Below are 23,676 nucleotides of genomic sequence, written 5' to 3'. Positions count from 1 at the left end.
ATGCGGCGAGCGGTGGGGCGCCTCTCTTGTTTTGTGGGGCGCAAGCGGCCATGTTCAAAGAAAGGTTACCTTCAGGAGGTGGGCGTTGACGGGGCAGACGATGGAACTGACGGGCAAGCTGCTGGTCGCGATGCCGGGCATGGGCGATCCGCGTTTCGCGCATTCGGTGATCTACCTTTCCGCGCATTCCGAACAGGGGGCGATGGGGTTGATCGTCAACAAACCCGCCCCGGAACTGCGCCTGTCGGATGTGCTGGATCAACTGGTCGAAGACACGCCGCCGCAGGCCAAATCGCTGGCCGTGCATTTCGGCGGGCCGGTCGAGACCGGGCGCGGCTTTGTGTTGCATTCCGACGAATACCGCTCGGCCATTGAGACGCTGCGCGTGGGCGATGGCATCGCCCTGACCACCACCCGCGACATCCTCGAAGACATCGCCACCGGCAAGGGCCCGGCGCAGGCGCAGTTGATGCTGGGCTATGCAGGCTGGGGGCCGGGGCAGTTGGAGGGTGAGATCGCCCAGAACGGATGGCTGACCTGCGAAGCCTCGCCCGAGGTGATTTTCGATCTGCCGGATCCCGAGAAATGGGGCGCGGCGCTCAAGACGCTGGGGATCGATCCCTTGGGGCTGTCGGCCTCAGCCGGGCACGCCTAACGCGGTGCTGCTGCGCGGGCCAATCGGTCGTTGATCGCGCGGCCCAGCCCGTGATCGGGGATCGGCGCCACGGCGATGGTCTGACCGGTGGCGTCCAACTGGTGCAGGTGGTCGAACAGTTTCGCCGCAGCCTCGGTCAGATCGCCGGAGGGGGAGAGGTTGAGATCGCAGATCATCTCGCCAAACCCAAGCAGCACTTCACCCGGCCCCGCCGTTCGCGCATTCAGCCGCACCGCCGCGCCGGGCGCGTAATGCGAGGCGAGCTGCCCCGGCGCGATGATCTCGGCCCCATCGACAACCTCCAGCCCTTGGCCAAGCGCGGCCTCAATCGCCTCGCTCGGCAGACCGCCTGCGCGCAGCAGGGCGGGGCGGGGGCCGGTCAGGCCGATGATCGTGCTTTCCAACCCAACGGGGCAGGCGCCGTCGTCCAGCACCGCTGCGATCTTACCGTCGAGGCCCGCCAGCACATGATCCGCCGTGGTCGCGCTGATCTTGCCCGAGGGGTTGGCCGAGGGCGCGGCGACCGGCCCACCGAGCGTCTGTAAGACCTGCCGCATGGCGGGATGGGCGGGCACCCGCACCGCAAGGCTCGGCAGTCCCGCCGTGACCAGCGACGACAGCCCGCTGTCGGGCTTCAGCGGCAGGACCAGCGTGAGCGCGCCGGGCCAGAAGGCCTGCGCCAGCCGGTCGGCCTCCTCGGTCCAGTCGACATAGCGTTTGGCGGTGTCGATATCCGGCAGATGCACAATCAGCGGGTTGAAACTGGGCCGGCCCTTGGCGGCGTAAATACCCGCGACAGCCTCACCATTACGGGCATCTGCGCCCAGGCCGTAAACCGTCTCCGTCGGCAAGGCGACCAGCGCGCCGTCTTGCAGCAGGCGTGCCGCGCGGGCGATCCCTTGGGGCGTGGCGGTCAGGGTCTCGGTCGGCTGGGTCATCGGGTGTTTCGGCCTGTCGGATCATGCAGCATCCCGTGACGCCGCGTTTGGGTTGCGGGGGGCGGCCGGGCATTTCATGCTGGCGGCAACATAAACCAGCCTTTATCAGGGCCATGTCAGGCTTGCCAGAACAAGCGCGCCTTTCAGGAGGATATGATATGCCGTACCGCGCCGCCGTGGATGACTACCGTTTTCTGATCGAGGACGTGTTGGATTTCGCAACGCTTCGCAGCACCGACCGTTTCGCTGAGGCCAGTGAAGACGTCACCGGCGCGATCCTGTCAGAGGCCGGACGGCTTTGCGATGACGTGCTGGCGCCGCTGCAACGGGGCGGGGATTTGCACCCTGCCAAGCTGGAAAACGGCGTCGTGCGCACTTCTCCCGGATTTGCCGAAGGTTTCGCCGCGATTGCCGAGGGCGGCTGGATCGGCATGTCGGCGGACCCGGAGTTTGGCGGCATGGGCTTGCCGATGACCCTGACCAGCGCGGTCAACGAGATGATGAGCGGCGCTTGCCTGTCGCTGCAACTCGCCCCCCTGATGAGCCAAGGGCAGATCGAAGCATTGGAGCACCACGCGAGCGACGCGATCAAGGAATTGTACCTGCCCAAGCTGATCTCGGGCGAATGGACCGGCACGATGAACCTGACCGAGCCGCAGGCAGGGTCGGACGTGGGCGCGCTGAGCAGCCGGGCCGAAGACAATGGCGACGGGACCTATGCCGTCTCTGGTCAGAAGATCTACATCTCTTGGGGTGACAATGATTTCGCAGGCAATGTCTGCCATCTGGTTCTTGCGCGCCTGCCGGGGGCACCGGCGGGGACCAAGGGGATCAGCCTTTTTCTCGTGCCGAAGTTCATCCCCGATGAGAATGGTGCGCCGGGCCAGCGCAATGGCGTGAATGTGGTCAGCCTTGAGCATAAAATGGGCCTGCACGGCTCGCCCACCGCGGTGATGCAATATGACAAGGCCACCGGCTGGCTGGTGGGCCGCGAGGGCGGCGGCATGGCGGCGATGTTCACCATGATGAACAACGCACGGCTTGGTGTCGGCGAACAGGGCATCGGCGCGGCCGAAGGGGCCTATCAACTGGCGCTGGACTATGCGTTGGAGCGCAAGCAGGGCCGTTCCCCCGTCGAAGGCGGCACCGGTACCATCGTGGATCACGCCGACGTGCGCCGGATGCTCTTGAGCATGAAGGCCGATATCTTTGCCTCTCGCGCCATCGCGCTGAGCTGTGCCTATGCCAGTGACATGGCGCGCGCCGGGCAGGGGGATGAATGGGCCGCCCGGGCCGCGTTCCTCACCCCGATCACCAAGGCATTCGGCACCGATGTGGGCATCAGCGTTGCTGAAATGGGCGTGCAGGTGCATGGCGGCATGGGCTTTATCGAAGAAACCGGCGCGGCGCAGTTCAGCCGCGATGTGCGCGTGACCGCGATCTACGAGGGCACCAACGGCATTCAGGCGATGGACCTTGTGGGCCGCAAGATGATGGATGGCGGCGAGGCGGCGAACCGGCTCTTGGATGAGATCGAAGCCCATGCCGAATCCGCACGCGGCCCTTTCCCGCGCATGGCCGATGCGGTCTGGCAGGCCAGCGAGACCCTGCGCGAGGCGACCGAGTGGATGACCGCGCAGAAGGACATGAACGCCCGTTTCGCCGGTGCCGTCCCCTATCTGCGCGCCTTCGCCCGCGTGATGGGCGGGCATCTGCATCTGCAAGCCGCCATGGCCGAGAAGGCCGCCGGCGCAGGCGATGCGCGGGCCAAGCTGGCGCGGTTCTATATCCAACGTCTCTTGCCCGAGCATCAGGGCCTGTTGGCCCATGCGCAGGCCGGGGCGGAAGACCTCTATGCGCTTGATGTTGAAGACCTGAAAAGCAGATGACAGAGCAGGCCACCCTCTCCGCCGCCGAGCCGAAAACGCCCAAGGGGCTGCGCTATCCTTGGGAGGTGCCGCCCGCCGAGGGGGAGGCGATCGAGGTGGCGCCGGGGGTGCTTTGGTTCCGCCTGCCGCTGCCGATGAAGCTCGATCACGTCAACGTCTATGCCTTGGACGAGGGCGATAGCTGGACGGTGATCGACACGGGCTTTGCCTCGCGCCGGGCCAAGGAAATTTGGCGCGGGCTGATGGCAGGGCCGCTTGGCGGCAAGCCGATCTCGCGTGTGGTCGTCACCCATCATCACCCCGATCACATCGGCCTTGCCGGATGGTTGCAGAGCGAGTTCGGGGCGGAACTGGTCACCACGCGCACCGCATGGTTGACCGCGCGGATGCTGACGCTGGATGTCCAAGAGGTGCCGGTCGCCGAAGCCCTTGCGTTCTACCGCAAGGCGGGGATGGCGTCGGCGCTCTATGACAAACGCGCCAATGAGCGGCCCTTCAATTTCGCCGATGTGGTGGCCCCGCTGCCGCTGGGGTTCACTCGCATCCGGCAGGGCGATGTGATCCGCATGGGTGGCCGCGATTGGGAAGTGCATATCGGCAATGGCCACGCCCCCGAACACGCGACCTTTTGGAGCCGGGACGACAATCTGGTGATCGCGGGGGATCAGATTCTGCCCTCCATCAGCCCCAACATCGGCGTCTACCCGACTGAGCCGATGGCCGACCCCATCGGCGAATGGTTGGAGGCTTGTGAGCATTTCGTCCCCTTGGCGCGGGAGGATCATCTAGTGCTTGGCGGGCACAAGCTGCCCTTCACCGGCCTGCCGACGCGGCTGAAGCAGTTGATTGAGAACCACCACAGCGCCCTGCGCCGCCTGCTGGCTTATATCGACACGCCGAAATCGGCCTCGGAATGTTTCGCGCCGCTGTTCAAACGCAACATCGGTGAGGCGGAATATGGCCTCGCGCTGGTTGAAGCCGTCGCCCATCTGAGCCACCTTTACCAAGCCGGAGAGGCCACGCGCAGCTTGCGCGCGGCGGATGGCGCATGGGTGTATCAGCGCAAGGGGTGAGCGATGGGCGATGAGGTGAAAACGGCAGCCGAGGCCTATGAGGCTGCGGCATTACCGCGCATGCATGAGGTGCATACGGGCACCGATCAGCCCAAGTCGGGCGATCAACCCCTGCCCAAATCCGTCACCGACAAGCCGGTGAAGCAGAAATCCCCCGCCCAATGGGCCTATGAGCGGGTGGTGCTTTATCTCAAGAATTTCGAGGAAAAGCTCGACAACGATCATGAGGCGGCGATCGGCTTTGCCGGGGGCGACGCCGGGGTGCTGCGGATCGAAGGTATGGGGTATTTCGACCCCGATATCATCACCTTTTACGGCGTCGATCCCGCAGGGGCGCGGGCGCAATTGGTGCAGCATGTGGGGCAGTTGAACGTGATGCTGCGGGCCTTGCCAAAAAAGGTGCCCGATGCCGCCCCGCAACGGATCGGCTTTCGACTGGTTGCCGATCTGGAAGACGACGAAACCTGAAAGAGTCTATAACGTGCGGGGAAGTGTAAGATTCCCCTATAGCGCGTGGTTCTGCGCAAAGCTAGTATGGTTTTCTGCGCATCATCCCCCCGTGACAGGGTGATGCGAATAGGTTAATCAGCGCCAACAAATTGTCTTAGGGAGACGAAAATGGCTGAACATGAACACGGCAGCATGAATTACGAAGAGCAGCAAAAGACCTTTGACGGATTCATGTCCTTCGTGACACGCGGCACCGTCGTCATCCTTGTGATTCTTGTTCTGCTGGCGATCTTTGCCGGTTGATCACGTCCTATCCCTAGGCGCGAGGGTAACGGTTTGAGAACTCTCTTAGCGTCGATTGCACTTGTTGGCGTTCTGGCAGGCTGTTCGGTGGATCAAAGCCCCGATAGCCCGCCCGACGTTGTGGCGCGTGCAGCCTACCGCGCGCCCGAGCCGCCCTCCCTGACATTGATGACCATGGTGAACAACCGCACCGGCAGCGGCGGCCATAGCGCGCTGATGGTGAATGGCTCGCAACGGGTGATCTTTGACCCCGCGGGGTCGTTTCGGGATGCGCGGATGGCCGAGCGGGGCGATGTGCTCTACGGGGTGACGCCCGCGTGGTTGCAGGCCTATAAATCGGCCCATGCGCGCAGCACCTTTCATGTGGTCAGCCAGGAAATCCCCGTCAGCCCCGAGGTGGCCGAACGCGCGCTTGAACTGGTGACTGCGAATGGCGCGGTGCCCGGTGCCTTTTGCGCCAATGCCACCAGCGGCATTCTCAGCCAGTTGCCGGGGTTTCGAAGCGTCGGGTCGACCTACTATCCCGTCAAGTTGCAAGAGCGGTTCGAGGCCCTGCCGGGTGTCACCACGACGAAATATTACGAAGACGATGAGGGCGATGTGATCGACGCCCTGCGCGCGGCGCAACTGGCCCAGCAGTAGCGCCCGCGCTTACCCCACCAGATAGAGCATCCCATAAAGCGCCGCGGCCCCCGACAGGATCGCGGCGAGGACGTTCTTGGTCACCAGCCCCACGCCCAATGTCACCGCCGCCGCGGTGACGCGCGGCAGGTCGAATTGCCCCCCGGTGGCCGAGGGCCAGATCACCTGCGGGGCCACCAGCGCGGGCAGAATCGCCACGGCGGTATAGCGCAGATGCCGCAACAGCCACGCGGGCATCTGTTTGTTGCCGACCAATCCGGTAAAGACAAAGCGCAGGAAAAAGCTGCCCAGCCCGAGGCCGATGATCACGACCCAAAGTGCGGTTCTATCGATCATCATGCCGTGCTCCTCGGTTTGCGCCGTTCCATCCATGCCTCGACCTGTGCGCCGGTGATCATGCCCGCGAGCCCTGCGATGATCAGCCCAAGCGCATAGGGCACCTCGACGGCGAAAAGGCTCACGACCACCGCAACGACCGCCGCCGCCACATGGGCCAGCGTGCGGAACATCGGCGCGATCATGGCCAGAAAGGTGATCGGAATGGCGAAGTCCAGCGCCCAGCTATCCGGCACGCTGGAGCCGACCATCGCGCCGATCAGCGTGAAGATATACCAAAGCGGCACCACCGGCGTCACGGTCCCAAAGAAATAGGCCATGCGCTGCGGCACCGTCATCTCAGGGTCGCGCTCATATTGCGTCATGGCGGCGACATAGGATTGATCGACCGTCATATAGGCCGCCAGCGCCCGCTGCCACAGCGGCGCGCCGCCGATCCACGGGGTGAGAGAGGCCGAATACATCGCCATACGCAGGTTCACCGCCAGTGCAGAGGCGAGGATGATCGCCGTGGGTACGTCTTCTTGCAGCAGTTGCAGCGCCGTGAACTGCGCGGCCCCGGCGATCACCACGATCGAAAAGGTCAGCGTTTCGAACACGTTCAGCCCGGCCTCGGTCGCCAATAGGCCAAAGAGCGAGGCGAAGGGGATGATCACCAGCACGAAGGGCAGTGCGTCGACGATCCCTTTGCGATAGGCGGATTTGGTGGTGGTGATGGCCATGGCGAACTCTTAAATATAATGTCAAAGGCTTAGACCTAACCGCAGGGGGATACAATTGGCCCGAGACAATGAACTTAGCAATTATCTGATCGCCCCGGATCCGACTGCTGTTCGGCTGACGCGCAGCGTCTCTGGCGTGGATCACACCGGGGCCGAGGTGGCGATCAATGTGGTCGAAGAGCGCCCCCTGACAATATTCCTCAACCGGCAAGAGATCGTGACCGCCATGACCATTGGCGATTACCCAGCCTATCTGGCGCTTGGGTTTCTGCGCAATCAGGGGATGCTGCGCCCAGACGAAGAGATCACCGGTGTCGATTACGACGAAGAGCTTGAGACTGTCGTCGTCCGCACCAAACGGGCCACCGATTACGAAGACAAGATGCAGCGCAAGACCCGCACCAGCGGCTGCGCCGTGGGCACGGTCTTTGGCGATATGATGGAGGGGCTGGCGGAGGTGAGCCTACCCGAGACGTCGGTGCGCACATCCGACCTCTATGCGCTGGCGGCCAAGATCAACCGCACGCCGAGCCTCTATCTGGAGGCCGGTGCGATCCACGGCACAGTGCTTTGCCAAGGCGATCGGCCATTGGTCTATATGGAGGATGTGGGCCGCCACAACGCGGTCGACAAGATCGCGGGTTGGATGCTTTCCGAAGGGGTCGGGGCCGAGGATAAGGTGCTCTATACCACCGGGCGGCTGACCTCTGAGATGGTGATCAAGACGGCGATGATGGGCATTCCGGTGCTGGCGTCCCGCTCGGGCTTTACCGCTTGGGGGGTGGAGATCGCGCAGCAGGTGAACCTGACCCTGATTGGGCGGATGCGCGGGCAGCGCTTTACCTGTCTGGCCGGGGAGGGGCGGCTCATCCGCGATGCGGATCCGGCCAGCGTGGCCGAAGAGCCGCGCAAAAGCGGGCGCAAGGGCGCGAAGGATTGACCACATGAAACAACCACTTGGCGTCATTCTGGCGGGTGGGCAGGCGACCCGTATGGGCGGCGGCGACAAGGGGCTGCTGCCGCTGGGGCAGGGCACGCTTCTGTCCTCGGTGATCGACCGGCTGGAGCCGCAGGTTGCGGGGCTGGCGCTCAACGCCAACGGCGATGCGGCGCGGTTTGCCGACCTAGGCCTCCCGGTGCTGGCCGATAGTATCGAAGGCTTCGCCGGGCCGCTGGCGGGGGTGCTTGCTGGGCTCGACTGGGCCGCCGAACAGGGGGCCGAGAGCATTGTGACCGCTGCCGCCGATACGCCTTTCTTCCCCTGCGATCTGGTGCCGCGTCTGCTGCTGGCTGCCGATGGCATGGCCCATCCGCTGGCCCTCGCCGCCACGCCGGACGCCAAACGCGGCACGGCGCGGCATCCGACCTTTGGCCTCTGGCCCGTGGCGCTGCGCGACGATCTGCGCAGCGCTTTGGCGGGCGGGCTGCGCAAGGTGGTGCTCTGGACGGAGCACCACGACGGGCGCGAGGCGCTCTTCCCCGATGAGGCGGCCTTCTTCAACGTGAACACGCCCGAAGATCTGGCGAAAGCAGAGGCGATGGTATGAGGGTTTACGGCGTTGTCGGTTGGAAAAACGCAGGTAAGACCGGGCTTATGGAGCGGCTGGTGGCCGAGATCACGGGCCGCGGCTTCACCGTCTCAACCGTCAAGCACGCGCATCACACGTTTGACGTGGACCACCCCGGCAAAGACAGCCACCGCCACCGCATCGCGGGTGCGCGGGAGGTGCTTTTGGCCTCGGGCGCGCGTTTCGCTTTGATGCATGAGTTGCGCGGGGCCGATGAGCCGCCGTTGGAGGCGCATCTGGCGCGGCTCTCGCCGGTCGATCTGGTGCTGATCGAAGGCTACAAACGCGACGGCCATCCGAAGGTCGAAGCCCATCGGGCCGAGACCGGAAACCCATTGATCGCGCCGGATGATCCGACGGTGCGGGCGCTGGCCAGCGATGTGCCGCTTGAGGTGGATCGGCCCGTTTTCGATCTGAACGACACCGCCGCCATTGCCGATTTCATCCTGCGCGACGTGGGGCTGATCGCCACCCCGGCGGCCGCCGCCACGAGCGCGGCGCCGCCCCTGCGCAACGACTGTTTCGCCTTGCCGCCGGGCGTGCATTGGACCCCGGTGAATGAGGCGCTGGACCTGCTGCGCGCGCGGCTTCACGCGGTGACAGAGGCCGAGACGCGGGCCGCCGCCGATGCCGGGGGACGCATCTTGGCCGAAGATGTGACCGCCATCCGCGCCAATCCGCCGCTGCCCAATACGGCGGTCGATGGCTATGGCTTTGCCGGAGGACGGGGCGAGGGGCTGCACGAGATGCCGCTGGTGCCGGGCCGCGCGGCGGCGGGCGACCGCCCCGGAGCCGTGCCAGCGGGGCAAGCGATCCGCGTGCTGACCGGTGCGGCACTGCCCGAAGGTGTCGATACCGTCATTTTGCAAGAGGATGTGACCGCTGAGGGCGGCGTGCTGCGCTTTCACGGGCCGGTCAAACAGGGGGCCAACACCCGCAAGGCCGGGGAGGATGTGCAGGCGGGCGACGTGATCCTCGCCGCGGGCACGCGCATCGGCCCGGCGGAACTGGCGCTTCTGGCCGCCGCCGGTGTGGCGGAGGTGTCTTTGCGCAAAATGCTCAAGGTCGGCGTGATCTCAACCGGTGACGAATTGGTCGAGATGGGCGGGGCGGCGCGCGACGGACAGATCTACGACGCAAACCGCCCGATGCTGCTGCAACTCGCGGCGGACTTCGGCCATGAGCCGGTCGATCTGGGCCGCGTGGCCGACGACCGCGCCGCGTTGCGTGCGCGACTGGATGCGGCGGCGGGGCAGGTCGATGTGATCCTCACCAGCGGCGGCGCCTCGGCGGGGGACGAAGACCACGTCTCGGCCCTGCTGACCGAAGCGGGGGCGATGCAGCTTTGGCGGATCGCGGTGAAACCGGGGCGGCCCTTGGCGCTTGGGATGTGGCAGGGGGTGCCGGTCTTTGGGCTGCCGGGCAACCCGGTGGCGGCGATGGTGTGCTCGTTGATTTTCGCGCGGCCCGCCATGGCGCTTTTGGCCGGGGGCGGCTGGCAAGAGCCGCAGGGTTTCGACGTGCCTGCCGCCTTCGAGAAGCGCAAAAAGGCCGGGCGGCGGGAGTACCTGCGCGCGCGGATGCGCGATGGCCGGGCCGAGGTCTTTGCCTCCGAAGGGTCGGGGCGCATCAGCGGGCTCAGTTGGGCCGAAGGGCTGGTCGAATTGGACGAGGCCGCCCGCGACATCATGCCGGGCGATACCGTCCGTTTCATCCCCTACGGCAGTTTTACCGGCTAGACCCGCGCGTCAATCGAAGGTGCCTGCGCAGCGGCCCAGCAGCATGAAGGCGCGGGCGGTGCGGGTGTCGGCCAGCATCGAGATTTCCTCATCCGTGGCCTGTTTTTCGAACTCGGCAAAGGTCCGGTCAAAGCGGCGCAGGAAGTGATGCGCGGCGTCGCGGAAGATCGGGTCTTGCCGCATCCGCGCATTGGCCAGCGCCAGCGAGGAGCGATCCCGAATGCCGCCCAATGGCGCGATGGTCCGGCCCCGCGCGCCGCTGGCGAATTGCCGCCAGACTTCGGGGCGCGCGCGGTCGGGGCGCAGGTCGTCCATATAGATGCCGTCTTGGCTTAGCAGAGTCAGCACATCCTGCGCGGCCTGTACAAGCTGCGCGGCGGACCGGTCTTTCAATGCGCGGCGCAGGGCGTCGAAACCGGCCTGATCCTCCGCCGTCTCGGGGAAGTTGAGGGCGCGGGTGAAATCCTCGGCAGAGAGCGGCTGTGCGCTGTCGCTCGCCTGCGTGCCAAGGGCCAGCGTCGGCTGGTCTTCGGCGGCGGGCGGTGTGGGCGCGGGGGCCGGATCGACGGGGCGCGACGGCGCATCGCGGCCCTGAAGCCCAGCGAGCGCGATTTCGGTTTTGCGGACGCTGTCGGCGAGTTCATCGAGCTTGCGGGCAATGCTGCCCTCGCCCGCCGGTTTGTTGCCCTGCTGTTGCGAGATATAGGAATGCCGGATCGCGTCGATCGCGGCTTGCAGACGCTGGCTCTCCTCACGCATGACCCGCCCGGCGCGGGCGGCGGTGGCCAGGGCCCAGATCATCGCGACGGGCATGATCACCACCAGCAGGATCAACAGCCCGCGCAGCCCGCTGTCGGGCGTGCCCTCGGGCACCTCGGCGGCGATGAAGGTGAAATAGATCGCCGTACCAAGCAGCCAAAGCGCCGAAATCGCGCCTGCAATGATCTCGATCTCGGTGATGCTATTGGCCTTGGGCCGGTCGTAGATGCCCATCGGTGTGGGCCGTGCCGTACCATTCCCACCGCGCGGGGCGCGGGGGGCTTGCTCAGGGGATGCGGAAGCGTCGGGCTCTGCCATGTCAGCCTTCCCGTTCAAGCGTAGACGATCTTGAGAACCTCATAGGATTTCTGCCCGCCGGGGGTGCGCACCTCGACGGAATCACCCTCGTCCTTGCCGATCAGCGCCCGCGCGATGGGGGATTTGATGTTCAAAAGACCCTTTTCGATATTGGCCTCATATTCGCCAACGATCTGATAGGTTTTCTCTTCGTCCGTGTCCTCATCGACCAGCGTCACCGTGGCGCCGAATTTGATCGAGCCCGACAGTTTTTTGGGGTCGATCACATCGGCGAGCGAGATCACGCCCTCAAGCTCTTTGATGCGGCCTTCGATGAAAGACTGCTTTTCCTTGGCCGAGTGATATTCGGCGTTTTCCGACAGGTCACCATGTTCACGCGCCTCAGCGATGGCCTTGATGATAGCGGGCCGTTCAACCGATTTGAGCTGCTTGAGTTCGACTTCGAGCGCGGTGTGACCGTCGCGGGTCATCGGGATTTTTTCCATGGCGGTGTGCCTACATAATGAGGGCCGCACCCGGGTTTTCGCCGGGGGGCGGCCAATTGCGTGTTAACTTGGCAGATACCTGACCCAAACTGCCCGCCAATTGCAAGGGGCTAACGGCCCCGAGATCGGCGGTTGGCTGCCGTCAATCCGATCCCGTTTTCGCTGAATGAGCTTTGCAGGCCGGGTGGTGAAAGGCGCCGCAGTCGCACTATCTGAAAGGGGAAGAACCGGCGGCCCGCAAGGTCGTGCGTCATGTTATGTCGCGGGGCCCACGTTTTGCGCAATAAACGCAGGGTCGCGATTGCATTGCGCGCGGCGGTGGTTTAGCCAAATCCAAACCGAATTTGCCGTGAGGGAGCACCAAAATGGCCGAGATTGAACGCGAAGCGATGGAATATGACGTTGTGATCGTCGGCGCCGGGCCTGCTGGCCTGTCGGCTGCGATCCGGCTCAAGCAATTGGATGCCGATTGCAATGTTGTGGTGCTTGAGAAGGGCTCGGAAGTGGGCGCGCATATCCTGTCGGGCGCGGTGCTCGACCCCTGCGGGCTGGACGCGCTGATCCCCGATTGGAAGGAAAAAGGCGCACCGCTGAACGTGCCGGTGAAGGAAGACAACTTTTACCTGCTGGGCGAGGCGGGCAAGCTGCGCATCCCCGAATTCCCCATGCCCCCGCTGATGAAAAACCACGGCAACTACATCGTCTCGATGGGCAATGTTTGCCGCTGGATGGCCGAACAGGCCGAAGAACTGGGCGTCGAAGTCTTCCCCGGCATGGCCTGTTCTGAGCTGGTCTTTGGCGAGAATGGCGAAGTCAAAGGCGTCGTCGCCGGTGAGATGGGCAAGAACGCCGATGGCACCCCCGGCCCAAGCTATGAGCCGGGCATGGAGCTGCACGGCAAATATGTCTTCCTCTCCGAAGGCGTGCGCGGCAGCCTGAGCAAGCAGGTGATCGCGAGATACGGTCTGGACGAAGGCAAGGAGCCGCAGAAATACGGTCTTGGCATGAAAGAGATCTGGGAGATCGACCCCGCCAAGCACCGCGAGGGCACCGTCACCCACACGATGGGCTGGCCGCTGAACAGCAATGCGGGCGGCGGGTCGTTCATCTACCACCTTGAGAACAATCAGGTATACGTCGGCTTCGTCGTCCACCTCGGCTACAAGAACCCGCATGTCTTCCCATACATGGAATTCCAGCGGTTCAAGCATCACCCGATGGTGGCCGAACTGCTCAAGGGCGGCAAACGCGTGGCCTATGGCGCGCGGGCGATCACCGAGGGCGGCTATCAGTCGATGCCCAAGATGGTGGCCCCCGGCGTGGCGCTGCTGGGCTGTTCGGTGGGCATGGTCAACGTGCCGCGCATCAAGGGCAACCACAACGCCATGCTCTCGGGCAAGGCAGCGGCTGAGGCCGCCTATGCCGCGATCCAAGCGGGCCGTGGCGGTGATGAGCTGACCGAATATGAGACCGATGTTCGTGAAGGGCCGATCGCGACGGACCTTAAGAAGGTGCGCAACGTGAAACCGCTGTGGTCGAAATACGGGCTCACCGCGTCGCTGGCGCTTGGTGGCTTTGACATGTGGACCAACACGCTCGGCTTCTCGCTCTTGGGCACGCTGAGCCATGGCAAATCCGACGCCGAGGCGACCGAGCCTGCGGATAAGCACAAGAAGATCGACTACCCCAAACCCGATGGCAAGCTCAGCTTTGACCGTCTGACCAATGTGGCCTTCTCCTTTACCAATCACGAGGAGAGCCAGCCTGCGCATCTCAAGCTGAAAGACCCGAGCATTCCGGTCGAGGTGAACCTGCCGAAATACGCGGGCCCCTCGGCCCGCTATTGCCCGGCGGGGGTTTACGAGTTCGTCGAGGATGACAAAACCGGCGAGACGCGGTTCCAGATCAACTTCCAGAACTGCGTGCATTGCAAGACCTGCGACATCAAGGACCCGACGCAGAACATCGTCTGGACCACTCCGCAGGGCGGCGACGGGCCGAACTACCCGAATATGTGAGCCATCGCCAAAGGCACAGTTAAAGGACCGGCACGCGCAGGCGTGCCGGTCTTTTTCGTCTTTTCGGCGAAATCCTGTCTGCCCCGGGCGACATCACCGCCCCGCCATTGCGCCCCGGCACGAAGATGATAGCCTGCGTGCAAAGCGATATGAGGCGGTTTGCATGTTTCGGAATGTCCTAGGTTTCACCAGCGTTGCGGCGCTTTGCATCGGCCTGTCGGCGCCGCTGATGGCGCAATCGGTCGCAGGCCCCTATCTGGCGGGGCGTCATGCCGCCGTGAACAGCGACTACCCCGAGGCCGCGCGGTACTACACCGAAGCGCTGGCGCGGGACCCGAAGAACATCGAATTGATGGAAAGCGCGGTGCTGTCCTATCTCTCGCTCGGGCGGGTGGACAAGGCGCTGCCGCTGGCACGCAATATGATCACCCTCGGCACCAAGAGCCAGGTGGCCGAGATGACCCTTGTGGCCGCCTTGGCGAAAGAGGGCGATTACATGGCCCTGCTTGAACGCGATACCTCGGCCATCGGCCCTTGGGTCGGCGGGCTGGTGCAGGCTTGGGCGCATATGGGGGCGGGCGATGTCACCGCCGCGATGGCCGCCTTCGATAGTCTCAGCGAAGAGGCCGGGATGCAGGGCTTCGTGATGTATCATAAGGCCCTCGCGCTGGCGAGCGTGGGCGACTTCGAAGGGGCGGAGGCGATCTTTGCCAGTGGTGAGGCAGGGGCCGCAGGCCAGACCCGGCGCGGCGTGATGGCCCATGCCGAGATCCTTGGCCAATTGGGGCGCAGCGAGGATGCGCTGGCGGTGCTCTCTGACGGTTTCGGCGCGGATAGCGACCCCGAAATCGCGCGGCTGATCGAAGGTTTGCAGCAGGAAACGCCCGCGCCCTTCAGCCATATGCCCGACGCCCAAGCGGGCATGGCCGAGGTGTTTTTCACCTTCGCCGCTGTGCTGCGCAATGAGGCGGCGGGGGACTACTACGTTTTGCTCTATTCGCGCATCGCGCGTTATCTGCGCCCGGAGCATGTCGATGCGCTTTTGCTGACGGCAAGCCTTTTGGAGAACCTTGGCGAGCATGATCTGGCGATTGCCGAATATAAATCCCTGCCTGCTGACAGCCCGGCCTATCACGCCGCCGAACTGGGCCGCGCCGACGCGCTGCGCCGCTCGGGCAAGACCGCGCAGGCCATCGAAGTGCTGGAGCAATTGGCGCGTAGCCACGGCGATCTGCCGGTCGTGCATTCCACGCTGGGCGACATGCTGCGCGCCGAAGAGGAATACGAGGCGGCCATCGACTCCTACGACCAAGCGCTCGCGCTGACGCCCGAAACCGCCCGTGCCCGTTGGGTGCTGTTCTACGCCCGCGCCATCGCAAAGGAGCGCAGCGGCGATTGGGAAGGCTCCGAAGCCGATTTCCGCGCCGCGCTTGAGTTGAACCCCGAACAGCCGCAGGTGCTGAACTACCTCGGCTATTCGCTGGTCGAACAGCAGCGCAACTTGGACGAGGCGCTGGAGATGATCGAACGCGCCGTCGCGGCCAGCCCCGACAGCGGCTATATCGTCGATTCGCTGGGCTGGGTCTTCTACCGGCTGGACCGCTACGAAGAAGCGGTTGAGCAGATGGAACGGGCGGTCGAGCTGGAGCCGGTCGATCCGGTGGTGAACGATCACCTCGGGGATGTTTATTGGGCCGTGGGCCGCAAGCGCGAGGCCGAATTCCAGTGGCGTCGAGCGCTCTCTTTCGTTGACCTGACGGATGCGGATTCGGAGGCCGACCCCGAGCGGATGCGCCGCAAGCTGGAAGTCGGGCTCGATGCCGTGCTGGCCGAAGAGGGCGCGGCCCCGCTCAAGGTTGCTGCGGACGAATGAGCCTTTCAAACGATGGGGCGCCCGCCGACCCCGGCGCTGCGGCGTCGCGAATGGCTTGGGCCAAGGTGAACCTGACCCTGCATTGCACCGGCCAGCGGGCCGACGGCTATCACCTGCTGGATTCGCTGGTGGTGCGGGCCGGTGTGGGCGATCGGCTGGATATGGCTGCCGCGGATGATCTGACCCTGACGGTCAGCGGCCCGCGGGCCGAAGGGGTGCCGACCGATGCCCGCAACCTTGTCCTGCGCGCGGCAGAGATGCTGGACGCAGGCGCGGGCCGTGGCGCCGCACTGCATCTTGAGAAACACTTGCCCGCAGCGGCGGGGATCGGGGGCGGCTCTGCCGATGCGGCGGCGGCCTTGGAGCTGCTTGCGGCGCATTGGGGCGTTCCGCTGCCCATAGACACCGCGCAGCTCGGGGCGGATGTGCCGGTCTGTCTGACCCGCGGCCCGCAGCGGATGCAGGGGGTGGGGGAGATCCTCACGCCGCTTTCCGCGCTGCCGCCTTGCCATATGGTGCTGGCGAACCCCGGCGTCGATGTGCCGACGCCCGCTGTCTTCTCGGCGCTCAGCGACAAGAACCAGCCGCCGATGCCCGAGGTGATCCCGAGCTTCGCGCGCTTTTCCGACTTCATCGATTTTCTGAGCGCACAGCGCAACGACCTTGCCGCGCCCGCCATCGCGCGGGAGCCGGTCATCGGGGGCTGTCTGGAGGCGCTGAGCGATGCGGCGCTGGCGCGGATGTCCGGCTCGGGCGCGACCTGTTTCGGCCTCTACGCCACGGCGGCGCAGGCCGAGGCCGCGGCCCATCGTATTGCCAGCGCGGCGCCGCGATGGTGGGTCGCCGCCGCGCCGATCTTGGCCGCTTAGCTGATCCGGGCGACGACGTAGTCGGCCAGATCGATCAGCATGTCTTTCAACTCATGGTCGGGCAGGGGGGCGAGCGCCGCTTTGGCCTTCTCCGCCCAGTCACAGGCATCGCGCTGCGTCGCGGTGAGCGTGTCGTGTTTGTCCAAAAGCATCAGCGCATGGTCGAGGTCGCCCTCTTCCTGTTTGCCCTTCTCGATGGTGCGGGTCCAAAAGGCGCGCTCATCCTCGTCGGCCTTGGCCACGGCTTTGATCACCGGCAGGGTCAGCTTGCGCTCGCGGAAATCGTCGCCGACGTTCTTGCCCGTGGCCCCTGTATCACCCTGATAATCCAGCAGATCGTCGACGATCTGAAAGGCGATGCCAAGGGCGTCACCATAGTCATAGAGCGCCGTGACCTGATCCTCCGGAGCATCGGCGATCACGCCGCCCACCTCGGTCGCGGCTGAGAAGAGCGCCGCCGTCTTGCCGCGCACGACTTGCAGATAGACCTGTTCATCCGTGGCCAGATTCTGCGCCGCGGTCAGTTGCAGCACCTCGCCCTCCGCGATGGTCGCGGCGGCGTTCGACAGGATGCGCATGACGGGCATCGAGCCCGGCTCGGTCATCAACTGAAAGCTGCGGGCAAAGAGGTAGTCCCCGACCAGCACCGACGACTGGTTGTCCCACAAAAGGTTCGCCGTAGGCCGCCCTCGCCGTTGGGCGCTTTCGTCCACCACATCGTCGTGCAGCAGGGTCGCGGTGTGAATGAACTCAACCGTGGCGGCCAGATGGACGTGATAGGGCCCGTCATAGCCGCACATCCGGGCCGCGGCCAGCGTCAGCATCGGGCGCAGGCGCTTGCCGCCCGCCTCGACCAGATGGGCGGTGACCTCGGGGATGCGGGGCGCGTGTTTCGACGCCATCCGCTCACGGATCAGCGCGCTGACCGCCGCCATATCATCGCTTAGATAGGCCGCCATGCGGTCGTGCGGTTTGCCCGTTGCATCACTTTTAATCATCATTTCCCGCGTCCCGCTCGACATGCCGGTGATCCGGCTCTACATCTTTGATATGAAGGAACTTTTGCGCAGCACCGACATGACCATCATCGCCTTTGCCACCGCCCTTCTCAGGGGGGAGGATATAGACTGCTTTGAAATGGACGTAAACATGAGCGTGCTCGAAGGGGGCATTGGGATTTTCCCGCGCCGCCTGATGGTGCATCCTGATGACCATGACGCCGCCCTGCGGGTGATGCGCGACAATGAGATTCCGCTGGGGCTGTGACCCGTTTCACCGAAGACGACCTGACCTGCGACGCTTTTCTCGGCGGCAAGCTGCACCTCTGGCAGCCGCGCCGGGGGCGGGGCTATCGTGCCGGGGTGGACCCGGTTTTGCTGGCCGCGAGCATAGAGGCCAAGGCAGGGCAGAGCGTGCTGGAGCTTGGCTGCGGGGCCGGTGCGGCGGTGCTTTGTCTGGGGGCACGGGTGCCGGGACTGACGCTGACGGGCTGTGAGCTGCAACCCGCCTATGCCGAACTGGCGCAGCGCAATGGGGGCGCGGCGCTGGAGGTGGTGGAGGCCGATCTGACCGAGATGCCCCTGCATCTGCGCCAGCGACAATTTGACCACGTTCTTGCCAATCCGCCCTATTTCGACCGGGCCGCCTCGGTCCAGTCCCGCGATCCCGGGCGCGAGACGGCCTTGGGTGAGGCGACGCCCCTGCGACAATGGGTCCGCACCGCCGCGCGGCGGCTAAAGCCCAAAGGGCAGGCGCATTTTATCCATCGCGCCGAACGGCTGCCCGAGATTCTGGCGGCGCTGCCGCATGAGATGGGATCGGTCGAGGTGCTGCCGCTCGCCTCGCGCGCGGGAAGGATGCCGGAGTTGATTCTCTTGCGTGCGCGCAAGAACGGACGCGGTGCTTTTCGGCTCTATCATAGCTTTGTCATGCACCGTGGCGCGCGGCATGAGGGGGACGGCGATAGCTATGTGCCGGAAATCGAAGCGGTCCTGCGCCGGGGGGCGCCGCTGGTCTATCCTACTTCTTAAGCGTTTCTTTACCAACTTCACCCCTATGCTGCGGTGCCGCGTGACTTGTGGGTCGCGCTGTGGTCCACTGAAATTCCACACACCAATCATGGAGGATTGTATGGCTTTGAACGCACATCTGGACACCCTGAAGCGCAAGCATCAGGCGATGAGTGAGGCGGTGGAAACCGCGCAACGCGCCCCCGGTATGGACGATTTGAAAGTGGCTTCCATGAAGAAGGAAAAACTGCGTTTGAAAGAGGAGATTAGCCGCCTGTCGAGCTGACCCTCGCCGCGCAATGCGGCGTTTTGATCGCTGTCGTTCCGCTTTGGCGGGGCGGCAGGCTGGATGGCTAGTAAAGGACGCAGTCGGGTTCTGTTTTCCCATTAAAAAGGCCAGTCTTTGTAAAAGACTGGCCCATTAAATTTCCAGAACATCGGCCCGTCAGACGACGAATTGCGCCCCATTGGCCGAGATGGTCGAGCCGTTGATGAAACCCGCATCGTCGGAGACGAGGAAGGCCACCGCGCGGGCGATTTCTTCGGGCTCTCCCAAACGTCCGGCGGGGATCTGCGCGATGATGCTTTCGCGGACCTTTTCGGGCACGGCCATGACCATATCGGTCGCGATATAGCCGGGGCAGATGGCGTTGGCGGTGATGCCCGCGCGCGCGCCTTCTTGGGCCAGTGACTTCACGATGCCCAGATCACCCGCCTTGGTCGCGGCATAGTTCACCTGTGCGAACTGCCCCTTTTGCCCGTTGATTGAAGAGATCACGACAACGCGACCGAACTTGCGTTCGCGCATGCCGGGCCAGACCGGGTGGATCGTGTTGAAGACGCCGGTCAGATTGGTGGCGATGACTTCATTCCACTGGTCGGGGGTCATCTTGTGAAAGGGCGCGTCGCGGGTGATGCCCGCATTGGCGACCACCACCTCGATGGGTCCAAGCTCGGCTTCGACTTGTTCGATCCCCGCTTTGGAGGCGTCGTAATCTGCCACGTTCCATTTATAGGTCTTGATGCCGGTCTCTTCGGTGAATTTCGCGGCGGCTTCGTCATTGCCGGCATAGGTGGCGGCGACGGTATAGCCTTTGTCCTTCAGCGTGGTCGAAATGGCCGCGCCAATCCCGCGACTTCCCCCGGTGACCAAAGCGATGCGTGACATGTAATCCCTCCCTCAAGGTAATGTTCTTGCAAATGCATGTTTCGGCGCGCAAGAAAGTTGCGCGCCGATTTAGTCTTAGGGGCGCTCTAGGCACATGGCAACACCCATACCGCCGCCGATACACAGCGTCGCCAAACCTTTCTTGGCGTCACGGCGCTGCATTTCGAACAGCAGGGTGTTGAGCACGCGCGCGCCGGAGGCACCGATCGGGTGGCCGATGGCGATGGCGCCGCCGTTGACGTTCACGATTTCCGGATCCCAGCCCATCTCCTTGTTCACGGCGCAGGCCTGCGCGGCGAAGGCTTCGTTGGCTTCCACCAGATCAAGGTCCTCGGGCGACCAACCGGCTTTCTCCAGCGCCTTGCGCGATGCATAGACGGGGCCGACGCCCATGATCGACGGGTCGAGACCGGCGGTGGCATAGGAGGCGATCCGCGCCAGCGGCTGAATGCCCCGCTTTTCGGCCTCATCCGCGCTCATCAGGAGCGCACCCGCCGCACCGTCGTTGATGCCCGAGGCATTGGCCGCGGTGACGGAGCCGTCTTTAGTAAAGGCCGGGCGCAGCTTCTGCATCGCTTCGATATTGGCGCCGTGGCGGATGTATTCGTCCTGATCGACAACCGTCTCGCCCTTGCGGGTCTTGATGGTGAAGGGAACGATCTCATCGGCGAATTTGCCAGCCTTCTGCGCGGCTTCGGCCTTGTTTTGCGAGGCGACGGCGAATTCGTCTTGCTGGTCGCGGGAGATCTGCCATTTCTCGGCCACGTTCTCGGCGGTTTGGCCCATGTGGTAGCCGTTGAATGCATCCCAGAGACCGTCGCGGATCATCGTGTCGATGAACTGCAAATCGCCCATTTTCTGGCCCGCGCGGAGGTTTTGCGCATGGGGGCTGAGGGTCATGTTCTCTTGCCCGCCAGCGGCCACGATGTTCGCGTCACCGAGCTGGATGTGCTGAGCCGCCAGCGCCACGGCGCGCAGGCCCGAGCCGCAGACCTGGTTGATGCCCCAAGCCGCGCTCTCTTTCGGCAGACCTGCGTTGATATGCGCCTGACGCGCCGGGTTCTGACCTTGGGCGGCGGTCAGCACCTGCCCCAGAATGGTCTCGGAGACTTCGGACGGGTCCACCCCGGCGCGGGCCACCAGTTCTTTCAGAACGGCGGCACCAAGGTCATGGGCGGGCGTATTGGCGAACGCCCCGCCGAAACTGCCCACGGCGGTCCGGGCGGCGGATGCGATGACGACATTGGTCATGATGTGACTTTCCTCTACCTTGTTGGGCGGGGGCACACCGACACGCGCCATCGTCGGGCGTGGGCGCTCCCGTCCCTCTGAGGTAGTGATAGCGGATGCGCTGCAATGCGGCAACTGAGCAGGCAGCCCGCCGCCGCAGCCCCGGCGGCCTGTCGGCGCTGGCTTAGCCGGTGGCGCGCACCCGGTCGAATTTCAGCCACGGGGGCCGGGTGGTTGGCGCGGCGAAGTGGTAGCCTTGCAGGCAATCGACGCCCATCTCGACCAGCACCGCCGCATCGGCGGCGTTCTCGACGCATTCGGCCACGGTCAGCATGTCGAAATGTGTGGCGATGGACATCAGCGCGGCGGTCAGGGCGCGGTTGTCGGGGTTGGTGGCGATGCCGCGAATGAACTGCCCGTCAAGCTTCAGGACATCAAAGTAGAAATCCTTGAAATAGCGGATCGCCGTTTGCCCCGCCCCGAAATCATCCATGGCAAAGCAGATGCCGTGGGGCTGCAACTGGTTCATGAAGCTTGTCACCAGTTCCGGCACCATCATGGCCGAGCTTTCCGTGATCTCAAGGATCAGCCGTTCGCCCAAGGTCGCGTCGCGGGCCAGCCAGTGGCGCAAGACGCGGGTCCATTCCTGATACCCGATGGAGCGGGCGGACATATTGATTGACAGCCGCAGCCCGGGATGGTGGTGCAGCGCGTTCAGCCCAAGACGCAGGGCCAGAACATCCACCTGCCGCCCGGTATCCGTGTCCTCGATTGCGGGCATGAAATCCTTGGCCGGAATCACGCGACCCGTGGGATCAAGCAGGCGGATCAGCCCCTCGTGAAAGGCCACATTTGTCGGATCGCTGGCCAGCATGACGGGCTGGAACGCCAGCAGCGTTTGGCGATGGGCCACGGCCTCGCGCACCATTTCAAGCGTCGCGGCATCGCGCTGCATCACCGCATGGTTCAGCGGGCTGTCCCCACCGGGGGGAACGTCGGCGAAAGGGCGTTGGAATCGACGGGGCACGGCGGTACTCTCTTGCTGTCCTGTGATTGGTATGGGCGCAAAGGTGATAATACGGTCTTAATCGGCGGCGATTTCCGCGGTGGATCGCGCAGGGGGAGAGCCGAAGATGCAGCGCTGTGACTGGGCCGGGGATGACCCGATTTACCGAGACTACCACGACACCGAATGGGGCGTGCCCGAATATGACAGCCGCGCGCTTTGGGAAAAGCTGATCCTTGACGGGTTTCAGGCGGGGCTAAGCTGGATCACGATCCTTAAAAAGCGCGATAATTTCCGTGCGGCCTTTGCCGGGTTCGACCCGCATCAGATCGCCGAATGGGGCGAGGCGGATGTGCTGCGCCTGCTGGGTGATCCGGGCATCATCCGCCACAGGGGCAAGATCGAGGCCGCCATCACCAACGCGCGCGCATGGCAGGAGGTGGAGGCGCGCGAGGGGTTCGACGCCTTCATGTGGCGCTATGTTGATGGCAAACCGCTGCAAAACCGCTTTGCCACACAGGCCGAGGTGCCGCCGAAGACCGCCTTGTCCGAGCAGGTGAGCAAAGACTTGAAGAAAGCCGGTTTCAAGTTCTGCGGGCCGACGATCACCTATGCTTGGATGGAGGCCTGCGGGCTGGTGAATGATCATATCCTGACCTGTCACCGCCACGCGCCCTGCGCTGCGATGGCACGGTAGGGGCGGGGCGTATTAAAATCGCCGAAAATCCCCCGTTGACTCCCCGCCATGGCCCCGTATAAGCGCCCCTTCATTGGTGTTGGTGGACCCCGCAAGGGGAAGCCTGTCGGGCTTCGGCCAAAGGACAACGCCCTTTACCGCCCCTCGGGGCCTTATAAAGGAGATCAGCCGTGACAAAACGCACAGCTGCCAAGCACAAACTAGACCGCCGTATGGGCGAAAACATCTGGGGTCGTCCGAAGTCCCCGGTGAACCGTCGTGAATACGGCCCCGGCCAGCACGGCCAGCGCCGCAAGGGCAAAATGTCGGATTTCGGCATCCAGCTGCGTGCCAAGCAGAAGCTCAAAGGCTACTACGGCGACCTGACTGAGAAGCAGTTCCGTCGCATCTTCGGCGAAGCCGAGCGTGTTAAAGGCGACACCGGTGAAAACCTGATCGGCCTGCTGGAGCGCCGTCTGGACGCCGTTGTTTACCGCGCCAAATTCGTGCCGACCGTTTTCGCCGCACGCCAGTTCGTGAACCACGGCCACGTCAAAGTGAACGGCCGCAAGGTCAACATCCCCTCCTACCGCGTGAAAGAGGGTGACGTGATCGAAGTGCGTGACCGTTCCAAGCAGCTGACCTCGGTTCTCGAAGCCGTGCAACTGCCCGAGCGTGACGTGCCCGACTACCTTGAGTGCGACCACTCCAAAATGACCGCGACTTTCGTGCGCACACCGAGCCTCGGCGACGTGCCGTATCCGGTCGTCATGGAGCCGAACCTCGTCGTGGAATTCTACGCGAAGAACTAAGCTTCTTCGCCTGTCGAATACCAAAGGCCGCGTGGTGCAGACCACGCGGCCTTTTTCGTTGCGCGCGAGGGGGAGGGGGCGCAGCAATGCAACAGCCCGTCCGCGGGCGCCGCGGATGCAGAATGATTCTGGCATCAC

The 23,676-nt window shown here is 64.3% G+C and carries 26 protein-coding genes; 17 read left to right on the top strand and 9 right to left on the bottom strand.

The window, feature by feature from the left end:
- The first annotated feature begins 100 nt into the window (after window positions 1-100).
- Window positions 101-655 carry a YqgE/AlgH family protein gene (locus ACGYLO_RS06635; RefSeq protein WP_067265595.1) on the top strand — a complete coding sequence of 185 codons (555 nt, stop codon included), beginning with the start codon at window positions 101-103 and terminating at the stop codon, window positions 653-655.
- Here the strand turns inward: ACGYLO_RS06635 and ACGYLO_RS06630 are convergent.
- Window positions 652-1,593 carry an L-threonylcarbamoyladenylate synthase gene (locus tag ACGYLO_RS06630; RefSeq protein ID WP_271688204.1) on the bottom strand — a complete coding sequence of 314 codons (942 nt, stop codon included), beginning with the start codon at window positions 1,591-1,593 and terminating at the stop codon, window positions 652-654. The two genes, ACGYLO_RS06635 and ACGYLO_RS06630, sit on opposite strands and share 4 nt — an antisense overlap.
- A gap of 158 nt (window positions 1,594-1,751) precedes the next feature.
- Between ACGYLO_RS06630 and ACGYLO_RS06625 the strand changes: the two genes are divergently transcribed.
- The 5 genes from ACGYLO_RS06625 (at window position 1,752) to ACGYLO_RS06605 (ending at window position 5,950) form a co-directional block, all read left to right on the top strand.
- Window positions 1,752-3,482 (top strand): acyl-CoA dehydrogenase, encoded by a 1,731-nt coding sequence (locus ACGYLO_RS06625; protein ID WP_271688203.1) that lies wholly within the window; start codon window positions 1,752-1,754, stop codon window positions 3,480-3,482.
- Window positions 3,479-4,555, top strand: a complete 1,077-nt coding sequence (locus ACGYLO_RS06620; protein ID WP_271688202.1) for an MBL fold metallo-hydrolase — start codon at window positions 3,479-3,481, stop codon at window positions 4,553-4,555. Before ACGYLO_RS06625 ends, ACGYLO_RS06620 begins: the two co-directional genes overlap by 4 nt.
- 3 nt (window positions 4,556-4,558) lie before the next feature.
- Complete coding sequence (locus tag ACGYLO_RS06615; protein ID WP_271688201.1) at window positions 4,559-5,023, top strand: DUF6173 family protein; 465 nt, start codon at window positions 4,559-4,561, stop codon at window positions 5,021-5,023.
- Window positions 5,024-5,173: 150 nt separating this feature from the next.
- Window positions 5,174-5,308 (top strand): aa3-type cytochrome c oxidase subunit IV, encoded by a 135-nt coding sequence (locus ACGYLO_RS06610; RefSeq protein WP_067265607.1) that lies wholly within the window; start codon window positions 5,174-5,176, stop codon window positions 5,306-5,308.
- Window positions 5,309-5,341: 33 nt separating this feature from the next.
- Window positions 5,342-5,950, top strand: a complete 609-nt coding sequence (locus ACGYLO_RS06605; RefSeq protein WP_271688200.1) for a hypothetical protein — start codon at window positions 5,342-5,344, stop codon at window positions 5,948-5,950.
- 9 nt (window positions 5,951-5,959) lie between these two features.
- On the opposite strand, the gene ACGYLO_RS06600 is transcribed toward ACGYLO_RS06605, so the two are convergent.
- On the bottom strand, window positions 5,960-6,286 hold the full coding sequence (locus tag ACGYLO_RS06600; protein ID WP_067265610.1) for an AzlD domain-containing protein: 327 nt from the start codon (window positions 6,284-6,286) through the stop codon (window positions 5,960-5,962).
- Window positions 6,286-7,008 (bottom strand): AzlC family ABC transporter permease, encoded by a 723-nt coding sequence (locus tag ACGYLO_RS06595; protein WP_271688199.1) that lies wholly within the window; start codon window positions 7,006-7,008, stop codon window positions 6,286-6,288. The genes ACGYLO_RS06600 and ACGYLO_RS06595 overlap by 1 nt, the downstream gene beginning before the upstream one ends.
- 49 nt (window positions 7,009-7,057) lie before the next feature.
- On the opposite strand from ACGYLO_RS06595, the gene ACGYLO_RS06590 reads away from it, so the two are divergent.
- From ACGYLO_RS06590 to ACGYLO_RS06580, 3 genes are read left to right on the top strand one after another with little or no spacing between them, the layout of a single operon-like run.
- On the top strand, window positions 7,058-7,948 hold the full coding sequence (locus tag ACGYLO_RS06590) for a formate dehydrogenase accessory sulfurtransferase FdhD (protein ID WP_271689994.1): 891 nt from the start codon (window positions 7,058-7,060) through the stop codon (window positions 7,946-7,948).
- Between the two features lie 4 nt (window positions 7,949-7,952).
- Window positions 7,953-8,555, top strand: a complete 603-nt coding sequence (mobA, locus tag ACGYLO_RS06585) for a molybdenum cofactor guanylyltransferase MobA (RefSeq protein WP_271688198.1) — start codon at window positions 7,953-7,955, stop codon at window positions 8,553-8,555.
- Window positions 8,552-10,315, top strand: coding sequence for a bifunctional molybdopterin-guanine dinucleotide biosynthesis adaptor protein MobB/molybdopterin molybdotransferase MoeA (locus ACGYLO_RS06580; RefSeq protein ID WP_271688197.1), 1,764 nt, complete (start codon window positions 8,552-8,554; stop codon window positions 10,313-10,315). Before mobA ends, ACGYLO_RS06580 begins: the two co-directional genes overlap by 4 nt.
- Before the next feature lie 9 nt (window positions 10,316-10,324).
- On the opposite strand, the gene ACGYLO_RS06575 is transcribed toward ACGYLO_RS06580, so the two are convergent.
- Window positions 10,325-11,392 (bottom strand): hypothetical protein, encoded by a 1,068-nt coding sequence (locus ACGYLO_RS06575; protein WP_276154278.1) that lies wholly within the window; start codon window positions 11,390-11,392, stop codon window positions 10,325-10,327.
- Between the two features lie 14 nt (window positions 11,393-11,406).
- Complete coding sequence (greA, locus tag ACGYLO_RS06570) at window positions 11,407-11,877, bottom strand: transcription elongation factor GreA (RefSeq protein ID WP_067624274.1); 471 nt, start codon at window positions 11,875-11,877, stop codon at window positions 11,407-11,409.
- A 365-nt stretch (window positions 11,878-12,242) separates the two neighbouring features.
- On the opposite strand from greA, the gene ACGYLO_RS06565 reads away from it, so the two are divergent.
- The 3 genes from ACGYLO_RS06565 (at window position 12,243) to ACGYLO_RS06555 (ending at window position 16,637) form a co-directional block, all read left to right on the top strand.
- Window positions 12,243-13,895 carry an electron transfer flavoprotein-ubiquinone oxidoreductase gene (locus tag ACGYLO_RS06565; protein ID WP_271688195.1) on the top strand — a complete coding sequence of 551 codons (1,653 nt, stop codon included), beginning with the start codon at window positions 12,243-12,245 and terminating at the stop codon, window positions 13,893-13,895.
- A 163-nt stretch (window positions 13,896-14,058) separates the two neighbouring features.
- Window positions 14,059-15,768, top strand: coding sequence for a tetratricopeptide repeat protein (locus tag ACGYLO_RS06560; RefSeq protein WP_271688194.1), 1,710 nt, complete (start codon window positions 14,059-14,061; stop codon window positions 15,766-15,768).
- Window positions 15,765-16,637: a 4-(cytidine 5'-diphospho)-2-C-methyl-D-erythritol kinase gene (locus ACGYLO_RS06555; RefSeq protein ID WP_271688193.1), complete on the top strand. Its 873-nt coding sequence runs from the start codon at window positions 15,765-15,767 to the stop codon at window positions 16,635-16,637. The genes ACGYLO_RS06560 and ACGYLO_RS06555 overlap by 4 nt, the downstream gene beginning before the upstream one ends.
- Here ACGYLO_RS06555 and ACGYLO_RS06550 read toward each other — a convergent pair.
- Window positions 16,634-17,638, bottom strand: coding sequence for a polyprenyl synthetase family protein (locus ACGYLO_RS06550; RefSeq protein WP_394374271.1), 1,005 nt, complete (start codon window positions 17,636-17,638; stop codon window positions 16,634-16,636). The two genes, ACGYLO_RS06555 and ACGYLO_RS06550, sit on opposite strands and share 4 nt — an antisense overlap.
- Before the next feature lie 49 nt (window positions 17,639-17,687).
- On the opposite strand from ACGYLO_RS06550, the gene ACGYLO_RS06545 reads away from it, so the two are divergent.
- The 3 genes from ACGYLO_RS06545 (at window position 17,688) to ACGYLO_RS06535 (ending at window position 18,932) form a co-directional block, all read left to right on the top strand.
- Window positions 17,688-17,903, top strand: a complete 216-nt coding sequence (locus ACGYLO_RS06545) for a DUF2007 domain-containing protein (protein WP_040700850.1) — start codon at window positions 17,688-17,690, stop codon at window positions 17,901-17,903.
- Window positions 17,900-18,667 (top strand): tRNA1(Val) (adenine(37)-N6)-methyltransferase, encoded by a 768-nt coding sequence (locus tag ACGYLO_RS06540; RefSeq protein WP_276154279.1) that lies wholly within the window; start codon window positions 17,900-17,902, stop codon window positions 18,665-18,667. The genes ACGYLO_RS06545 and ACGYLO_RS06540 overlap by 4 nt, the downstream gene beginning before the upstream one ends.
- 100 nt (window positions 18,668-18,767) lie before the next feature.
- Window positions 18,768-18,932, top strand: coding sequence for a YdcH family protein (locus ACGYLO_RS06535; protein WP_082852182.1), 165 nt, complete (start codon window positions 18,768-18,770; stop codon window positions 18,930-18,932).
- A 159-nt stretch (window positions 18,933-19,091) separates the two neighbouring features.
- Here the strand turns inward: ACGYLO_RS06535 and phbB are convergent, their stop codons facing one another.
- The 3 genes from phbB to ACGYLO_RS06520 form a co-directional block, all read right to left on the bottom strand.
- Entirely contained in the window at window positions 19,092-19,814 is a 723-nt protein-coding gene (gene phbB, locus ACGYLO_RS06530) for an acetoacetyl-CoA reductase (RefSeq protein WP_209218289.1), read from the bottom strand.
- 75 nt (window positions 19,815-19,889) lie between these two features.
- Window positions 19,890-21,065, bottom strand: coding sequence for an acetyl-CoA C-acetyltransferase (locus ACGYLO_RS06525; protein ID WP_209218288.1), 1,176 nt, complete (start codon window positions 21,063-21,065; stop codon window positions 19,890-19,892).
- A 163-nt stretch (window positions 21,066-21,228) separates the two neighbouring features.
- Window positions 21,229-22,071, bottom strand: a complete 843-nt coding sequence (locus ACGYLO_RS06520; RefSeq protein WP_271688191.1) for an EAL domain-containing protein — start codon at window positions 22,069-22,071, stop codon at window positions 21,229-21,231.
- 106 nt (window positions 22,072-22,177) lie between these two features.
- Here ACGYLO_RS06520 and ACGYLO_RS06515 point away from each other — a divergent pair, with 106 nt between their 5' ends.
- Window positions 22,178-22,747 carry a DNA-3-methyladenine glycosylase I gene (locus ACGYLO_RS06515; RefSeq protein WP_271688190.1) on the top strand — a complete coding sequence of 190 codons (570 nt, stop codon included), beginning with the start codon at window positions 22,178-22,180 and terminating at the stop codon, window positions 22,745-22,747.
- Between the two features lie 170 nt (window positions 22,748-22,917).
- Complete coding sequence (gene rpsD / locus ACGYLO_RS06510) at window positions 22,918-23,538, top strand: 30S ribosomal protein S4 (protein WP_067262232.1); 621 nt, start codon at window positions 22,918-22,920, stop codon at window positions 23,536-23,538.
- Window positions 23,539-23,676 lie beyond the last annotated feature (138 nt).

The organism is Sulfitobacter sp. 1A13353 (genome assembly GCF_043557255.1).
Taxonomy (GTDB): Bacteria; Pseudomonadota; Alphaproteobacteria; order Rhodobacterales; family Rhodobacteraceae; genus Sulfitobacter; species Sulfitobacter faviae.
The sequence above is the reverse complement of the archived record's forward strand: the minus strand, read 5'-3'. Positions and strand labels throughout refer to the sequence as shown.

Bases quoted from the DNA above. Each gene is read 5' to 3' on its own strand.
- ACGYLO_RS06635 (WP_067265595.1), top strand. From the start codon at position 101: ATGGAACTGACGGGCAAGCTGCTGGTCGCGATGCCGGGCATGGGCGAT.
- ACGYLO_RS06630 (WP_271688204.1), bottom strand. From the start codon at position 1,593: ATGACCCAGCCGACCGAGACCCTGACCGCCACGCCCCAAGGGATCGCC.
- ACGYLO_RS06625 (WP_271688203.1), top strand. From the start codon at position 1,752: ATGCCGTACCGCGCCGCCGTGGATGACTACCGTTTTCTGATCGAGGAC.
- ACGYLO_RS06620 (WP_271688202.1), top strand. From the start codon at position 3,479: ATGACAGAGCAGGCCACCCTCTCCGCCGCCGAGCCGAAAACGCCCAAG.
- ACGYLO_RS06615 (WP_271688201.1), top strand. From the start codon at position 4,559: ATGGGCGATGAGGTGAAAACGGCAGCCGAGGCCTATGAGGCTGCGGCA.
- ACGYLO_RS06610 (WP_067265607.1), top strand. From the start codon at position 5,174: ATGGCTGAACATGAACACGGCAGCATGAATTACGAAGAGCAGCAAAAG.
- ACGYLO_RS06600 (WP_067265610.1), bottom strand. From the start codon at position 6,286: ATGATCGATAGAACCGCACTTTGGGTCGTGATCATCGGCCTCGGGCTG.
- ACGYLO_RS06595 (WP_271688199.1), bottom strand. From the start codon at position 7,008: ATGGCCATCACCACCACCAAATCCGCCTATCGCAAAGGGATCGTCGAC.
- mobA (WP_271688198.1), top strand. From the start codon at position 7,953: ATGAAACAACCACTTGGCGTCATTCTGGCGGGTGGGCAGGCGACCCGT.
- ACGYLO_RS06580 (WP_271688197.1), top strand. From the start codon at position 8,552: ATGAGGGTTTACGGCGTTGTCGGTTGGAAAAACGCAGGTAAGACCGGG.
- ACGYLO_RS06575 (WP_276154278.1), bottom strand. From the start codon at position 11,392: ATGGCAGAGCCCGACGCTTCCGCATCCCCTGAGCAAGCCCCCCGCGCC.
- greA (WP_067624274.1), bottom strand. From the start codon at position 11,877: ATGGAAAAAATCCCGATGACCCGCGACGGTCACACCGCGCTCGAAGTC.
- ACGYLO_RS06565 (WP_271688195.1), top strand. From the start codon at position 12,243: ATGGCCGAGATTGAACGCGAAGCGATGGAATATGACGTTGTGATCGTC.
- ACGYLO_RS06560 (WP_271688194.1), top strand. From the start codon at position 14,059: ATGTTTCGGAATGTCCTAGGTTTCACCAGCGTTGCGGCGCTTTGCATC.
- ACGYLO_RS06555 (WP_271688193.1), top strand. From the start codon at position 15,765: ATGAGCCTTTCAAACGATGGGGCGCCCGCCGACCCCGGCGCTGCGGCG.
- ACGYLO_RS06550 (WP_394374271.1), bottom strand. From the start codon at position 17,638: ATGATGATTAAAAGTGATGCAACGGGCAAACCGCACGACCGCATGGCG.
- ACGYLO_RS06545 (WP_040700850.1), top strand. From the start codon at position 17,688: ATGAAGGAACTTTTGCGCAGCACCGACATGACCATCATCGCCTTTGCC.
- ACGYLO_RS06535 (WP_082852182.1), top strand. From the start codon at position 18,768: ATGGCTTTGAACGCACATCTGGACACCCTGAAGCGCAAGCATCAGGCG.
- phbB (WP_209218289.1), bottom strand. From the start codon at position 19,814: ATGTCACGCATCGCTTTGGTCACCGGGGGAAGTCGCGGGATTGGCGCG.
- ACGYLO_RS06525 (WP_209218288.1), bottom strand. From the start codon at position 21,065: ATGACCAATGTCGTCATCGCATCCGCCGCCCGGACCGCCGTGGGCAGT.
- ACGYLO_RS06515 (WP_271688190.1), top strand. From the start codon at position 22,178: ATGCAGCGCTGTGACTGGGCCGGGGATGACCCGATTTACCGAGACTAC.